General features: G+C 70.5%; 13 protein-coding genes. 4 read left to right on the forward strand and 9 right to left on the reverse strand.

Annotation, left to right across the window (positions count from 1 at the left end; translation table 11 throughout):
* From V6S85_RS18910 to V6S85_RS18925, 4 genes are all read right to left on the reverse strand, one after another.
* The coding region (locus V6S85_RS18910) for a cation:dicarboxylate symporter family transporter (RefSeq protein ID WP_334348564.1) at window positions 1–209 on the reverse strand (209 nt) is incomplete at its 3' end.
* 111 nt (window positions 210–320) lie between these two features.
* A complete protein-coding gene (locus V6S85_RS18915) occupies window positions 321–746 on the reverse strand; it encodes a DUF6491 family protein (RefSeq protein WP_116567211.1) in 426 nt (141 codons plus the stop codon).
* A gap of 87 nt (window positions 747–833) precedes the next feature.
* A complete protein-coding gene (locus tag V6S85_RS18920; protein ID WP_334349905.1) occupies window positions 834–3,992 on the reverse strand; it encodes a PAS domain S-box protein in 3,159 nt (1,052 codons plus the stop codon).
* 175 nt (window positions 3,993–4,167) lie between these two features.
* Complete coding sequence (locus tag V6S85_RS18925; RefSeq protein ID WP_058350643.1) at window positions 4,168–4,575, reverse strand: helix-turn-helix domain-containing protein; 408 nt, start codon at window positions 4,573–4,575, stop codon at window positions 4,168–4,170.
* 209 nt (window positions 4,576–4,784) lie between these two features.
* Here V6S85_RS18925 and V6S85_RS18930 point away from each other — a divergent pair, with 209 nt between their 5' ends.
* Both V6S85_RS18930 and V6S85_RS18935 read left to right on the forward strand, forming a co-directional pair.
* Window positions 4,785–5,798 carry an NAD(P)/FAD-dependent oxidoreductase gene (locus V6S85_RS18930; RefSeq protein ID WP_334349906.1) on the forward strand — a complete coding sequence of 338 codons (1,014 nt, stop codon included), beginning with the start codon at window positions 4,785–4,787 and terminating at the stop codon, window positions 5,796–5,798.
* Between the two features lie 33 nt (window positions 5,799–5,831).
* On the forward strand, window positions 5,832–6,995 hold the full coding sequence (locus V6S85_RS18935) for an acyl-CoA dehydrogenase family protein (protein ID WP_116567217.1): 1,164 nt from the start codon (window positions 5,832–5,834) through the stop codon (window positions 6,993–6,995).
* 51 nt (window positions 6,996–7,046) lie between these two features.
* Here the strand turns inward: V6S85_RS18935 and V6S85_RS18940 are convergent, their stop codons facing one another.
* From V6S85_RS18940 to V6S85_RS18950, 3 genes are all read right to left on the reverse strand, one after another.
* The gene (locus V6S85_RS18940) at window positions 7,047–7,775 is read right to left on the reverse strand and encodes an energy transducer TonB (RefSeq protein WP_334349907.1); all 729 of its coding nucleotides are present in this window, start codon (window positions 7,773–7,775) and stop codon (window positions 7,047–7,049) included.
* A 95-nt stretch (window positions 7,776–7,870) separates the two neighbouring features.
* A complete protein-coding gene (locus V6S85_RS18945) occupies window positions 7,871–8,626 on the reverse strand; it encodes a polysaccharide deacetylase (protein WP_334349908.1) in 756 nt (251 codons plus the stop codon).
* Complete coding sequence (locus tag V6S85_RS18950) at window positions 8,626–9,450, reverse strand: glycosyltransferase family 2 protein (protein ID WP_334349909.1); 825 nt, start codon at window positions 9,448–9,450, stop codon at window positions 8,626–8,628. The genes V6S85_RS18945 and V6S85_RS18950 overlap by 1 nt, the downstream gene beginning before the upstream one ends.
* Window positions 9,451–9,648: 198 nt before the next feature.
* Between V6S85_RS18950 and V6S85_RS18955 the strand changes: the two genes are divergently transcribed.
* Window positions 9,649–10,524 (forward strand): lytic transglycosylase domain-containing protein, encoded by an 876-nt coding sequence (locus V6S85_RS18955; RefSeq protein ID WP_334349910.1) that lies wholly within the window; start codon window positions 9,649–9,651, stop codon window positions 10,522–10,524.
* Here V6S85_RS18955 and V6S85_RS18960 read toward each other — a convergent pair.
* A complete protein-coding gene (locus V6S85_RS18960; RefSeq protein WP_334349911.1) occupies window positions 10,521–11,687 on the reverse strand; it encodes a CaiB/BaiF CoA transferase family protein in 1,167 nt (388 codons plus the stop codon). The two genes, V6S85_RS18955 and V6S85_RS18960, sit on opposite strands and share 4 nt — an antisense overlap.
* Window positions 11,688–11,756: 69 nt before the next feature.
* Window positions 11,757–13,568 carry an ATP-binding protein gene (locus V6S85_RS18965; protein ID WP_116567229.1) on the reverse strand — a complete coding sequence of 604 codons (1,812 nt, stop codon included), beginning with the start codon at window positions 13,566–13,568 and terminating at the stop codon, window positions 11,757–11,759.
* A gap of 158 nt (window positions 13,569–13,726) precedes the next feature.
* On the opposite strand from V6S85_RS18965, the gene spbR reads away from it, so the two are divergent.
* The gene (spbR, locus tag V6S85_RS18970; RefSeq protein WP_334349912.1) at window positions 13,727–14,860 is read left to right on the forward strand and encodes a pole-localized protein SpbR; all 1,134 of its coding nucleotides are present in this window, start codon (window positions 13,727–13,729) and stop codon (window positions 14,858–14,860) included.
* Window positions 14,861–14,867 lie beyond the last annotated feature (7 nt).

The following is a 14,867-nucleotide window of genomic DNA, read 5'->3' on the forward strand; positions in this document are numbered from 1 at the left end:
ACGGTCAGGAAGATCACCGGGGCGATGACCATCTTCACCAGCTTGATGAAGGCGTCGCCCAGCGGCTTCAGGTCGGCGCCGAACTTGGGCCAGAAGTGGCCGATCAGGGCCCCGGCCACGATGGCGACCAGCACCTGGACGTAGAGGTGGGTGTACCAAGGCCCCTGGCGAGGCGGCGCGCCTCCGGCGGGGTTCGTCTGCGGGATCATCGATGGCCTCCCCGGCCGTCGTCGCCGATCCCGACGCCGCTGCGGCCACGCTCTAGATGTCGCCGCCTCGCCAGGCGGGGCAAGCGTTTTCGGGCGTGGCCGGAGGAGGGCCTACGACTTGGGCTTCTTGGACTTCACGCTGGGCCAGGCGGCGGCGTATTCCTCGGGCGTCAGCTTGCGCATCGCCGAAACGCGATAGCTGCGCGAGGACCCCGTGACCTCGGGCACGATCACCGAGGCGTCGAGCGGCGAGCAGATCCACGAGCCGCCGCGCGACTTGATGCCGATGCGGTTGGCGACGTCCAGGTCGAAGGGCGTGTTCAGCAGGGTCAGCTGGAAGGCTTCCTTGCGGCCGAGATCGACATTGAGCGTGCGGTCGTCGACGACCTGGTAGCCGCGGATCTGGTCGGCGAAGAAGCAGCGGTCGGCTGTGCCGGACTTGGCCTTGCCGGCCGGAGCCGGGGTCTGCGCCAGGGCCGGCGCGGCGAGGCCGGCGGCCAGGCCAAGGGCGCAGGCGAGAAGAACGGAGCGTTGCATGTCGAAGGCCTCCTGATCGGACCGGCCACCACTATAGCGCGACGAGGTCTGCGCTGTATTTCCGTTTGTAGGCCGATTGCGGCGAAATCAGGCGGCCTGGCGCGACAGGTCCTCGATCCAGGCGTCGAGATCGGCCACGGCGCGGCGCACGCCCTGGCGCAGGCGTTCCAGGGGCGCGGCCAGGGGCCTGCCCTCGATGCAGGCGGTCTCCAACTCGGCGGCGTCGCGCGACAGGCGCATGAAGCCGAGGATGCCGGCCGAGCCGGCCAGCCTGTGGGCGTCCTCGCGCAGGGCCTCGGGGCTGTCGTCCAGGAAGCGTTCGACCAGCTGCTGGCGCAGCATGCCGGCCAGGCGCGCGACCCGGGCCGGGCCCATGGCCGCGGCCAGGGCGTCGCGGGCGGCGGCTTCGTCTTCGGCTTCGTCGCCGGGGGCGGCCATGGCGGCGGCGTTGGCCAGGTGCAGGGCCAGGGCCTGGTCGAGGTCGCGTTCGCTGAGCGGCTTCAGCAGGTGGCCGACCATGCCGGCCTCCAGGCAGGCGGCGATCTGCTGGGGCGCGCCGCTGGCGGTGAGGGCCACGATCGGGGCCGTGGTCAGGCCGCGCCGGCGGATCTCGCGCGTGGCCGTCAGGCCGTCGACCACCGGCATGTGCACGTCCATCAGGACGAGATCGAAACCGGCGCGCTCCAGCGCCTTGACCGCCTGGGCGCCGTCGTCGGCCGTCTCGACCACGCAGCCGCGGCGGCCCAGCAGTTCGCGGAACAGCTCGCGGTTCAGCTCGACGTCGTCGACCAGCAGGATCCGGCGGCCGGGGAAGGCGGCGCGTCCGGTCGTCTCGGCCGGCGCGACGGCGGTCGGGGACGCGGCCAGGGGAAGGGCGATCTCGAAGGCGAAGGTCGAACCTTCGCCAAGCTCGCTCTCCACCCAGATGCGGCCCTCCATCAGCTCGACCAGCTCGCGCGAGATCGCCAGTCCCAGTCCGGTGCCGCCGAAGGTGCGGGTGATCGAGCTGTCGGTCTGGGAGAAGCGCTTGAACAGGCGGTCCAGCTTGTCCGGCGAGATGCCGACGCCCTGGTCGACGACGCTGATGCGCAGGCTCGCGCGGCCGTCGGCCTGGCCGAGGACCTCGACCTGGGTGGTCACCGAGCCATGGCGCGTGAACTTCACGGCGTTGGACAGCAGGTTCAGCAGGATCTGGCGCAGGCGGTGGCGATCGCCGACGTACCAGCCGTCGAGGTCTCCGACCATGCGCAGGTCGACCTGGTGCTCGTCGGCCTGGGGCTCGACCATGGCCGTGGTCTCGACCAGCATCTCCTTCAGGGCGAAGGGCGCGCTTTCCAGGGTGACGGCGCGGGCCTCGAGCTTGGAGAAGTCGAGGATGTCGTTGATCAGGGCGTTGAGGGCCTCGCCGGCGCCGCGCACCCGTTCGGCCCGTCTACGGTCCTCGGCGGCGAGGTTCGGGCTCTCGGCCAGGAGGCGCGAGAAGCCGATCACCCCGTTCAGCGGCGTGCGCAGTTCGTGGCTCATATTGGCCAGGAACTCGGCCTTGGCGTGGTTGGCTTCCTCGGCGGCGTCGCGGGCGGAAGCCAGCTGGGTGGCCATGGCCGCCAGTTGCAGGGTCTGGTGCTCGAGGGCTTCCTGGGCCTCGACGCGGGCCGTCTGGTCCTGGACCTGCGCGATGAAGTGCTTGGGCGAGCCGTCGGGCGCGCGGACCAGCGACACCGAAAGGTGGACCCAGACGATGCGGCCCTCCTTGTGGATATAGCGCTTGTCCATGCCGTAGCTGGGGATCTCGCCGGCCAGTAGCTTGCCCAGCAGGGCCAGGTCCTTGTCGAGGTCGGCGGGGTAGGTGATCGTCTGGAAGTCGGTCACCAGCATCTCGGCCTCGTCGTAGCCGACGATGTCGCAGAAGGCGGCGTTGATCTTGTTGAACGCCCCGTCGAGCGTGACCAGGGCCATGCCCACCGAGGCGTGATGGAAGGCGGTCTCGAACTCCTCCATCTGCGCCTTGCGGGCGCTGATGTCGTGCATCAGGGCGGTGAACTGCCAGCCGTCGGCGCTGCGCGCGGCGCTGATCGCCAGTTCGACCGGAAAGACCTCGCCATCACGCCGTTGGGCCGAGATCTCGATGCGCTGGTCGAGCACGGCGCCGCGTCCGGTGGCGAGGAACTGGGTCAGGCCCTCGTCGTGGGCCTGGCGCAAGCCGGCGGGGATGATCAGGTCGGAGAGCCTTCGGCCCTGGGCCTCGGCGGCGGTCCAGCCGAAGGTGCGTTCGGCGAAACGGTTCCAGTCGGTGACCACGCCGGCCTCGTCCATGGTGACGATGGCCTGGTAGGCGTCGGCGATCACCCGCCGGGCGCGGGCCTCGCTGGCCTCCAGCTTGCGGCGCAGGGCGCGTTCGTCGGTGATGTCGCGCAGCACGCCGAAGACGGCGATCACGCGGCCGTCCTCGTCCAGTTCGCAGGTGGCGCGCGAATGACCCTGGCGCACCGAGCCGTCGGCCCGCAGCAGGCGCAGCTCGTGCTCGAGGACCGCGCGCTCGACCACCACCTGGCGGGCGCGGGCCTCGGCGGCCGCCCGATCGTCGGGGTGGTACATCTGCAGCCAGTTCCCGAAGGTCGGCGTGAAGGTCTCCGGGTCGCGGCCGTAGATCCGATAGACCTCGTCCGACCAGCTGATGGTCTGGTTGACGAGGTCGCAGCGCCAGTGCCCGACGCCCGAGATCGCCTCGGTCATGGCCAGCATGCGGCGCTGCTCTACCATGTGACGTTCGGCCCGGCCCTTCTCCATCCGGGCGACCACGGCGTCGGCCAGCATGCGCAGGCGGTCGAGGTCTTCCTCGGAGGGGCGGGGGCGGGGCGCGGTGTCGATGACGCACAGCGTGCCCAGGTTATGGCCGTCGCGGTCGCTGAGCACGGCGCCGGCGTAGAAGCGGATATCCGGCGCGCCGGTGACCAGCGGATTGGCGTTAAAGCGGGGATCGGCGGTGGCGTCCTCGACGACCATCACCGAATGCGGCTCCTGGCGCAGGGCGTGGGCGCAGAAGGCCATTTCGCGCGGAGTGGACTCCGCGGCCAGGCCGTATCGCGACTTGAACCACTGCCGGTGTTCGTCGACCAGCGAGATCAGGGCGATCGGCGCGTCGAACAGCTCGGCGGCGAAGCCGGTCAGCCGGTCGAAGGCCGGCTCGGGAGCCGTGTCGAGGATGCGGTAGGAGGCCAGGGCCGCCAGGCGATCGGTTTCGAGCATGTTCGGGACGCCGCTATCTCAGGTCGATAACCTGACCCGATACGCCTTCACATCTACTGAACGTTGGTATCCGCGCGCTGCGGCCTATTGAAGCAGAGGGTGGCGCACAAACGAAAACGCGCCTCTCCGCGAGGGATGAGGCGCGTGATCGGAAGATCGAAAGAGAAGAGGGCGGTCAGGCCGGTTCGTCGTCGACCATCGCCTTGACCAGGTCGACCACGCGGCGGCGCAGGCGCCGGTCGTTGAGGCGGGGGAACAGGTCGGCCAGTTCCAGGCCCTCGGGCGTGGCCACGAACTGGGTCATGCGCTGGGCGACGCCGTCGTCCTCGCCGTTGTCGGTCTCTTCCAGGCCGTCGAAGAAGTATGAGACGGGCGACTGCAGCAGGCGCGCCGCGTCGTACAGCTTGCTGGCGCTGATGCGATTGGCGCCGCGCTCGTACTTCTGGATCTGCTGGAAGGTGATGCCCAGGGCGTCGGCGAGCTGCGTCTGGCTCAAGCCGAGAACCTTGCGCCGAATCCGCATGCGGGCGCCGACATAGATATCGACGGGGTGAGCGACTTCGGCGGTGGGCTTCTGGGTCATGGTGTTCTCGTCCTCGGCTCCGGTCGGACCGTAGCGGTGCACGTGGCGCGGTTGTTTATGGTCGAGAATAGACCGCTGATCGTATTCCGTCACCTCGCCTCGACGTCGCATGTCGCTAAGACGACACAAATGCCGCACCCTTGCGTCGGTCCGCCGACAGAAAGGCATTCGGACTTGACCTTTCGGCCGCCGGGCGGTGTCTGCCGCCCATGATTTTGCAGTCAGGCGCGCGCGTCGCGATCGCCGGAGCCGGCGCTTTCGGCTCGGCGACGGCGCTGATTCTCTCGCGACTCGGGTTCGCGGTGACGGTGTTCGACCCCGCGCCGCCCGGTGAAAACGCCTCGGGCGTCGCCGCGGGCATGCTGGCGCCCGCCGCCGAGGCGGTGTTCGACAAGGTCTCGCGCAGCCACCTGCCGGTGCTGCGCCGGGCGCGCGAACGCTGGACGGCCTTCGCTCAGGACCTGGGGATCGCGATCGATCGTGGCGGTCTGGCCATCGAGGGAGACGCAGGCTTCCTGGCCGAGGTCGAGGCGGCGCTGGTCGAGGCCGGTGCGCGGTTCGAACGCACGCCGAGCGGCCTGTTCAGCGACGAGGACTGGCGCCTCGACGCGCGCCTGGCGCTGGCGACCCTGCGCGAGGCCGTGATCGCGTCCGGCGCGACGTTCGATGCCCGGGGCGTGGTCGGCTTCTCCGAAGGACGCGCGACCCTGGACGACGGCGAGGTTCTGGCCTTCGACACGCTGGTGGTCGCCACGGGTGGCGGCGGCCGGGGACTGGCGCCGGAGCTTTCGGCGCTGACGCCGATCAAGGGCCAGATCCTGCGCCTGGAGACGCCCATGGCCGGCGGCCCGGTGCTGCGCGGCAAGGGCGTCTATGTCGCGCCCGGTCCGAGACCGGCGGTGGGCGCGACGATGGAGGCGGGGCGCGACGATCGCGAGCCCGATCCAGACGTGGTCGAGCCGCTGCGGATCGCCGCCGAGGCGCTTCGGCCGGAACTGGCGGGCGCGCGGGCCGTGATCGAGGTCGGCGTGCGGGCCTCCACGTCCGATGGCCTGCCGCTGGTGGGCGAGAGCCGGGTTCCGGGCGTGATCCTGGCGGCCGGCGCTCGTCGCAACGGCTGGCTGCTCGCTCCGCTTGTGGCCGACATGGTCGCGGCGTATCTGACGGACGCCGATCCCGGAGAGGACGCGGCCGCCTTCGATCCACGGCGTTTCGAAGGCTAGATAAAGAACGACGAAGCGCAGGGAAGGGACGACATGGCCGGTTTCTGGCTGACCGACGAGCAGGAAGCGATCCGCGAAGGCGTGGCCAAGGTGTGCGCCGCCTTCGACGACGAATACTGGCGACGGACCGACGAGACCGGAAACTTCCCCGAGGAATTCGTCGCCGCCATCGCCGAAGGCGGCTGGCTGGGCGTGGCCATGCCCGAAAGCGTCGGCGGGGCGGGCCTTGGCCTGACCGAGGCGGCCGTGATGATGCAGACCGTGGCCCAGTCGGGCGCGGGCTTCTCCGGCGCCAGCGCCATCCACCTCAACATCTTCGGCCCGATGCCGCTGGTGAAGTTCGGGACCGACGAGCAGCGCGAGCGCCTGCTGCCGCGGATCATCTCGGGCGAGGACAAGATGTGCTTCGCCGTCACCGAGCCCAATTCGGGCCTGGACACCTCGAGCCTGGAGACGAAGGCCGAGAAGGTCGACGGCGGCTATCGCCTGAACGGCCGCAAGATCTGGACGACCGGCGCCCAGCGGGCCAACAAGATCCTGATCATCGCCCGCACCACGCCCAAGGACCAGTGCGCCAAGCCCACCGGGGGCCTGAGCCTGTTCTACACCGACCGCGAGCAGATCGAGGCCAAGCCGATCCCGAAGATGGGGCGCAAGGCGGTCGAGTGTAACATGCTCTTCATCGAGGACCTGTTCGTGCCCCAGGAGGACTTGGTGGGCGAGGAGGGCAAGGGTTTCCAGTACCTGCTGCATGGGCTCAACCCCGAGCGGGTGCTGTTCGCGGTCGAGGCCATCGGCCTGGGACGCGCGGCGCTGGCGAAGGCGGCGACCTACGCCAAGGAGCGCGTGGTGTTCGGCCGCCCGATCGGCCAGAACCAGGGCGTGGCCCATCCGTTGGCCAGGTCATGGGCGGAACTGGAGGCGGCCAACCTGATGGCCTTCAAGGCCGCCGCGCTCTACGACGCCGGCAAGGATTGCGGGGCCGAGGCCAACGCCGCCAAGTACCTGGGCGCTGAGGCCGGCTTCACGGCCTGCGAGGCCTCGGTGCTGGCCCATGGCGGCATGGGCTACGCCAAGGAATACGACGTCGAACGCTACTTCCGCGAGGCGATGATCGCCCGCATCGCGCCGGTCAGCCGCGAGATGATCCTCAACTTCATCGCCGAGCGCGTACTGGGCCTGCCCAAGAGCTACTAACCCCGACGCCCGCCCCCAAGGATACGCAGGGAGCGGGCGTCGGCGGCCGGGTCAGTCGGCGGCGTTGAAGCGGATGGGGATCCTTACCTGCGCGCCGTCGACCGCCTGGCCGTTCTCGAGTTGCGGCTTCATCTTGAAGAACCGCGACAGTTTCAGAGCCGCATTGCCGAAGCCTTCGCTGGCCGGGCTCTCGGCCGCCACCACGCAGTTCTCCACCGTGCCCTTGGCGGTGACCGCGCAGTTCAGCGTCGCCCCGCCCGAGACCCCGCGCCGCTGGGCGCTTTCGGGGTAGTAGCGCGACATGTCGTCGGCGCTGGGCATCCGCAGCCAGGTCGCCCGGGTGATGACCCGGGGCGCGACCGTCGGCGGCGCGGGCGGGGCCGGCGGGCCTTCGTCCAGCGTCACCGGCTCGCTCGGCTTGAACGGGCCGGGATCCTTGGGGATCGGCGTGACCAGCGGCTCGGTCTGCGTCTGGGTCGTGGGGACCGGTTGGCGGACCGGCAGCGGGTTGCTGGCCTTGGGCGGGACCCGTTCGGCCTTTTCCGGCGGCGGAGGAGGCGGGGGCTTGGGCGGGGTGTACGGCGGGCTGATGATGATGTTGCCCGGCTCGATCCGCTCGGGCAGGCCGCCGTACTTCTGAACCGCGACATAGGCCAGCACCGCCACGTGGGCCGCGCCCGACAGCGCCAGGGCGAAGACCAGGCCCTTGGAGAGCTTGCGCTTTTCGTCGCGGTCCAGGCCGGCGATGCGCGGGTTGAAGTCGGCGGGTTGGGCGATCATGGCGACCTCCGTGAAGCGGCGTCGATCGGTGTCGACGTCTTGACGCTGTCACGGAAAATGACGCTCGTAAACAGATAAAATGACGTTCGTAAAATCTACTGTGGTCGGCCGGTCTCCGGCAGCAGGTCGCCCAGGTCGCTCCAGGTCAGGACGGGATGGCGACGGACCTTGCGCATCAAGCCTGCAAGCCACTTCCACGCCGCCTCGTCGTGGTCGAGGTGGTGGGTCAGCAGGCCGATCGGCGCGTCCCAGGTCCCGGCCTTCCGGCGGCGCGCCAGTTGGCGGCGTAGCTGCGAGGTCAGGCGAGCCTTGCCCCTGAAGCGCGGAGCCGGGTTCCAGCGCAGCAGGTCCAGATGGGTGTCGATGCGCGGCGGGGCGGCTTCGGGGGCGACCTCCGACCAGGCGCTCCAGCCGACGTAACGCTCGTTGGCCAGGGCGTCGGTCAGGCGGGGGTGAACCGCGTTCCAGGGTGGGGTGAACAGTTTCAGCGCGCCGGGCAGGGGGGCGAGCCGGGTCCAGCCATCGCGCAGGGCGGCGGCGATCTCGTCGGCGGTGCGCTCGGGCGGAAACTCGAAGGCGCCGCCGCCGGCGCTGCGATCCACGTGGTCGGCGCCGTGCTGCACCACCCGTACGCCGCGCACGGTGGCGAGGCGTTCTGCGAGGTCGGCGCGGTCGCCGTCGGGAATGACCGCCAGGGTCAGGGGGGCGTCGAAGGCCAGGGCGTGGGCCAGCAGCCGCTCCAGCGCCGGGCCGGGCGTGCGGGCGTCGTCGTCGCGCCACCACAGGCGGGCGCGGCGCCCGGCCGCGCGCCAGCGGGCCAGTTCGCGCGACAGCAGCAGGGCTTGAAGCATCAGGCCAGCGGGGAGGTCGAGGCCACGGCCTCGGCGCAGACCGCCGTCGGGTCCTGGACCATCGAGGCCGTGCCGCGCACTTCCAGCTGCATGCGCAGCACCGACAGCAGCGGATAGATCGCCGCCATCAGCGCGATCAGGAAGCCCCAGCCGCCTTCGCGCCAGCCCTGGCGCGAGACGTAGCATTTGTAGAAACGCCGCACGCCGCGGAAGGCGTTGCGGCCCAGGCCCGGCCACTCGCCGGTCTCGGCCAGATCCTTGGCGCGCAGTTCGGTGTAGCGGTCGAGGCGGCGCAGCATGTCGGAGATGTTGTCGTCGACCTCATGGCGGATCGGCGTGCGCAGCGACGGACCGGCCTCGCCGACGAACTTCACCGATGGATGGACGCGCTGGGTTCCCCAGCTCTTGACGCCGCGTCGGAAGAGACGGGCCACCGAAGTGGTGCCGAACGAGCCGCCCCAGCCGTACTTCACCAGTCGCGGGCCGATATAGTTGTCGACGGGGATCTGCCGCCAGTCGCCTTGGCCGGACGCCACGGCGGCGCGCACTTCGGCGGCGAGCTCGGGGCTGACATATTCGTCGGCGTCGATCTCGAGGATCCAGTCGCCGGTTGCGGCGGCGGCGCCGGCCGCGCGGCGGGGGCCCTCCAGCGGAAACGCGCCTTCGACCAGCACCGCGCCGTACTGCTTGGCGATCGCCGCCGAGCCGTCGGTGCAGCGGTCGAGCACGACCACCAATTCATCGGCGAAGGCCAGACGCGACAGGCATTCGGCCAGTCGGGCTTCCTCGTTGTGTACGCAGATCAAGGCCGAGAGTCTGGCCATCGTTTCCCCCGAAAGTTGGCGCGCGGTAACATTGTTGCGTTATGGAAACAATGTTTCTCGCATAATTGGGGCAAGCTTCAGCGTGGCAGTTTGTCGCGGGCGCGAGAGAGGGGCGGGGCGACTTGTCGCGGGCCGGTCCGGCGAACGCGGAAACGTGGTTAAGCCGGCGTTAACCACGCTGGTTCAGACATTCAGGCCATGGCCGTCCAATCCATCCGCAACGTCGTCGAGTCGGCGATCCAGCGCGCGTCGAGCGCGACTGGTGTCGACTTCACGTTCCTGATGGGCACCGCCAAGCGCGAGAGCGGCTACAATCCGGCCGCCAAGGCGCGGACTTCGTCGGCCTCGGGCCTGTTCCAGTTCGTCGACCAGACCTGGCTGGCCACGCTGAAGAAGCACGGCGCCAAGTACGGCTACGCCCGTTATGCCGACCTGATCCAGCAGGGATCCGACGGCAAGTACCGTGTGGCCGGAGACGAGGCCCGCAAGGCCGTTCTGGGCCTCAAGCTCGACCCGCACGCCGCCTCGCTGATGGCCGGCGAGCTGGCGTCGGACCATGCCTCCTATCTTCGCGGCCGGGTGGGGCGCAGCCCGACCTCGGGCGAGCTCTACGCCGCCCACTTCCTGGGCCCGCAAGGCTCGGCTCGACTGATCGAGGCGGCCAACCGCAATCCGGGCGCCAGCGCCGCGTCGATGTTCCCCGAAGCCGCCGCCGCCAACCGCTCGATCTTCTATCGCGACGGTCGCGCCGCCACCGTGGGCGAGGTCTATGCGAACCTGACCAAGAGCGCCGGCGGCAATGGTGGCGTCCCGACCGTGCGCGAGCGTGAACCGGATACCAACGAGGGCTTCCTGCAGTACGCCTCGGGTCGGCGCCTCGACCGCATCGACCAGCAGAAGGCCGTGGTGGACCTCGTGCTGCGCGGGTCGCAGGGCTATGGGGGCGCCTTCAGCGGCACGCGTTCGGACGACGGCGGCGGCGTCAGCCGGGTGGCCAACAGCCTGTTCTCGGCAGAGATGCTGCGCATGCTGTCGGACGCCAACGCCGGTTCGGCCGGCGGCAAGGCGCGCTAGGTCCTCAGGGCCTCGATCTCTTCCTTGGAATAACCGAGCTCGGCCAGGACGGCGGCCGTGTCGGCGCCCAGCGCCGGCGCGGGCGTGCGCGGCGCCTCGTCGATGTCGGAAAAGCGGGCCGGCGCGGCCGGCGAGCGGCGGCCGTCCAATGTCTCGACGAAGCAGCCGGCGGCCTGCGCCTGCGGGTCCTCGACCAGGTCGCGCGGCGTCTGCCAGGGCGCCCAGGTGATGTCGCCCGCGTCGAGGGCGGCGGCGGCGGTTTCGTAGTCCATGGCGCCGAAGGCTTCGTCGAGGATGTCGACCAGGGCGGACGTGTTTTCACGCCGGGCCCGGGCGCCGGAGAAGCGCGGGTCGTCGACCAGTTCGGGCCGGCCGACGGCGGCGGCGATCCTGGGCCAGTCGGTCGCGCCCTGGCGGGCCAGCAGGCAGATCCAGCGGCCATCGCTCGTCTGGAAGAAGTTGGCCAGCGGCTGCACGGCTTCGCGGCGGGGGCGGGTCGAGGCCAGCTTGCCGAAGTGCAGCTGGATGGCGAGGTCCGAGCCGATGGCGTAGGCGCCGGTGCGCAGCAGCGAGGTCTCGACCAGCCGCCCGACGCCGGTGCGGTGACGCTCGTGAATGGCCGCCAGGATCGCCGAGACCGTGGCCAGCGAGGTGACGTGGTCGCCCATGCCAGTGCGGATCGGGAAGGGCTCGGCGCCCTTGGGCGCGGTCAGGGCGCCGACCCCGGCCCGCGACCAGAAGGCGGCGACGTCCATGCCCGGCTTGTCGGCGTCGGGACCGGTGAGGCCGTAGCCGGTGAGGCTGGCGTAGATCAGGCGGGGGAAGGCCGCGCGCAGGGTCTCGTGGTCGAGGCCGGCGCGGCGCAGAGCCGCGGGGCGCACGTTGGTCAGGAAGATGTCGGCGGTGGCGACGAGGCGTTTCAGGGCCTGCGCGCCGGCCGGGGTGCGGATGTCGAGGACGATCGAGCGCTTGCCCCGGTTGTCGAGCTCGAAGACGGGGTTGGCGGCGTGGTCGGAACCGATCGTCTCGAAGAAGCGGCGCATCGGGTCGCCTTCGGGAGACTCGACCTTGACCACGTCGGCGCCCCAGTCGGCCAGGATGCCGGCCGCGCCCGGAGCGGCGATATAGGTGGCCAGCTCGACGACCTTGAGGTCCCGCAGCATCCGCTTCCTCCGCTCTGTTCTTGTCGTTGGCGACAGGATGGGCGGTCAAACGAGCGTTGGGAAGCCTTCTCAGGCCGCGCCGCGCGAAGCCTCCGCGCGCGGTTGGCGGGTAAGGGCGGCGGCGTCGGCCACGGCGCGAGCCACGCCCGCCACGCTGACCGGCTTGCGCAGCACGGTGTCGGCGCCGGCCTCGGTGCACTCGCGGGCTTCGTCGGCGTCGCCGCCGATGACGGCGATGATCGGCATCTGGCCGCTGGCGCCGGGCAGGGCGCGCAGCTCGGCGGCGGTCTGCGGGCCGTCCAGCACCGGCATGCGGCCGTCGAGCATGACGAGGTCGAATTCGCAGACCTTGGCCAGATCGACCGCGCGGCGGCCGTTCTGGGCGTGGACCACCTGGTGGCCGAGTTGTTCGAGGATGGCGCGCAGCATGGCCGCGTTCAGGGCGTCGTCCTCGGCGATCAGCACGCGCAGGCTGCGCTGGACGTCGGGGGCCGGATCGGCGGCGGCCAGGGTCTCCTCGACCGGCTCCTGCGGGCAGGGGCAGGCGACGTCATAGGGCAGAAGCACGGTGAAGCAGCTGCCGACGCCCAGCGCGCTGCTGGTCTCCAGCGAGCCGCCCATCAGCCGGGCCAGCTGGCGCGACAACGACAGGCCAAGGCCCGCGCCGTTGACGCCCGCGCCGGTGCGCTCCACGCGGCGGAAGGGCTCGAAGGCCTGCTCCAGTTCCTCGGCCGACAGGCCAGGGCCTGTGTCGGCGACCTCGATGGCGATGCGGTCGTCGCCGCGCGGCTCGATCCGCACCTCGACCCGGCCGCGGACGGTGTACTTCACCGCGTTGCCGACGAGGTTGGCGATGATCTGGCGGGTGCGCATCGGGTCGGCCATGGCCGCGCCCAGCACCCGGTTCTCCAGCGACGCGTCGACGTGGACGGCCAGTTCCAGGCCCTTGGCCAGGGCGTGCGGGCGTTCCAGCAGGACGAGGTCGCGGACCAGGCGCACCGGCTCGAAGGCCTGGGTCTCGACCGCCAGGCGGCCGGACTCGGCAGTTTCGGCGTCGAGCGTGGCGTTGAGCACCGCGATCAGGTCCTGGGCCGCGTCGAGAGCGGCGTTCAGCTGTTCGCGGGAAGGCGCGGCGCGTCCGCCCTTGCCGGCGGCGGCGGCCAGCACGTGGGTGACGCCGGTCAGGCCGTTGCGGATCTCGTGGCTGAGAGTGGCGACGATGTCGGACTTGGAGCGGGCGGTGCGCTCGGCGCTCTCCAGCACGCGCATCCGTTCCTCGACCAGAGCCTCGTGGGCCACGGCCAGGGCGTGCTGGCGGCGCAGCATGCGGTTGAAGATCAGCGCCATGGCCAGCGCCAGGGCCAGGCCCCCGACGGCCATCAGGCCGGTCTGGCGGCTTTCGGGGCGGCTGAACAGCGCCCATAGCGGTCCCGCCGCCGCCACCGGGGCCACCACGACGAGGCACTGCGGCACGGGGGAGGCGAAGAAGATGCAGACCATGCCGGCGGCCGCGGCCAGCAGCAGCAGGGTCTCGCGGATCGGTCCGGCGGCGTCGGCGAAGGCCGACATCTGGACCACGCCCAGCGCCCACAGGAGGCCGCCCGCGACCTGAAGCCGCAGGCGCATGGTCAGGTCTTCGGCCTTCGGCGTCTTCAGCCAGTTGTTGATCCCGTAGAACACGCCCCAGTTGATGGCGAAGATCGCGAAGCTCAGCGTCATCCACACCGCGTTGCGGGCGAACGAGCCCGCCCAGACGAAGAAGGGCAGGCTTACGGCGAAGACGGCCAGGGCGTAGGGCAGCAGCGCCACCTGCACGCCGAGGGCGAGCGCGGTGTCGGCCCCGGGCCTTTTCACATCGTGGGTTCGGCGCTCAGCGAACAAGAATCGGATCCTCGGGCGTTCAGGCGAGGACGCTAGGCGAGCACGGTTTGCGGGTGGTTACGCGGTATCGTTAATGCACAGGGCTTTCCGGGCAAACAATCGTTAAGCCTAACCGCCCATCCTTTGATTCGACCGTCCATTCGCAGAAGGCCAGGCCCATGGCCACGACCCGCGCCGCGCTGACCAACGACGACATCCGCATGCTCGTGAAGGGCGCGACGCCTGACGAGCGCGCCCTGGCCGCGCACCGGCTGTGCCGCAAGATCGACCGCGCCGAACTTTCCGAGGAAGAGCGCCTGCAGGCCCAGGAAATCCTGCGGGTCATGGCCGCCGACGCCGCCGAGCTGGTGCGCCGGGCCCTGGCCGTGACGCTGAAGACCTCGCCGCTGCTGCCGCCGGACGTGGCCAACCGCCTGGCGCGCGACGTCGAGAGCGTGTCGCTGCCGGTAATCAGCTTCTCGCCGGTGTTCACCGATCACGACCTGGCCGAGATCATCCGCCTGGGCGGCCCGGTCCGCCAGATGGCGGTCGCCCGCCGGCCCAAGCTGTCGAGCAAGGTCACCGGCCTGCTGGTCGACCAGGCCCCTGAAGACGTCGTGGCCGCGGTCTGCGCCAACGACAACGCCCGCTTCTCGGATCTGGCCCTGCAGAAGGCGCTGGACCGCTTCGCCAAGTCCGAGAGCGTGCTTCAGGCCGTCGCGTACCGCGCGGTGCTGCCGCTGTCGGTGACCGAGCGCCTGATCGACATGGTCGGCGACCAGCTGCGCGAGCACATTCTCGACAACCACGCCCTGTCGGCCGAGCGGGCGCTGGAGATCATCGTCGGCGCCAAGGAGCGGGCGACCATCGACCTGGTCGACCAGGCCGGCCGCACCGCCGATCCGAAGGCCTTCGTCACCCACCTGAACCGCGTCGGCCGCCTGACGCCGTCGCTGCTGCTGCGGGCCCTGGCCCATGGCCACATGACCTTCGTCGAATGGGGGCTGGCCGAACTGGCCGGCGTGCCGCATCACCGCACCTGGCTGATGGTGCACGACGCCGGCGCGCTGGGCCTGAAGGCCGTCTACGAGCGGGCCGGCCTGCCATCGCGCCTGTTCCCGGCCTTCCGCGCCGGGGTCGACGCCTATCACGGCATGGAGTTCGACGGTCGTCCGGGCGAGCGCGAACGGTTCCAGGAACACATGCTGCAACGCTTCCTCACGTCCTCCCAGGCGGTGTCGCGCGAAGAGAGCGACTACCTGCTGGACAAGCTGGACCGCCTGGCGGGCTTCAAGGCCCGCGCGGCGGGGTAGGGGCTAG

Origin of the sequence: Caulobacter sp. CCNWLW153 (genome assembly GCF_036889365.1) — a bacterium.
GTDB classification, from domain to species: domain Bacteria; phylum Pseudomonadota; class Alphaproteobacteria; order Caulobacterales; family Caulobacteraceae; genus Caulobacter; species Caulobacter radicis.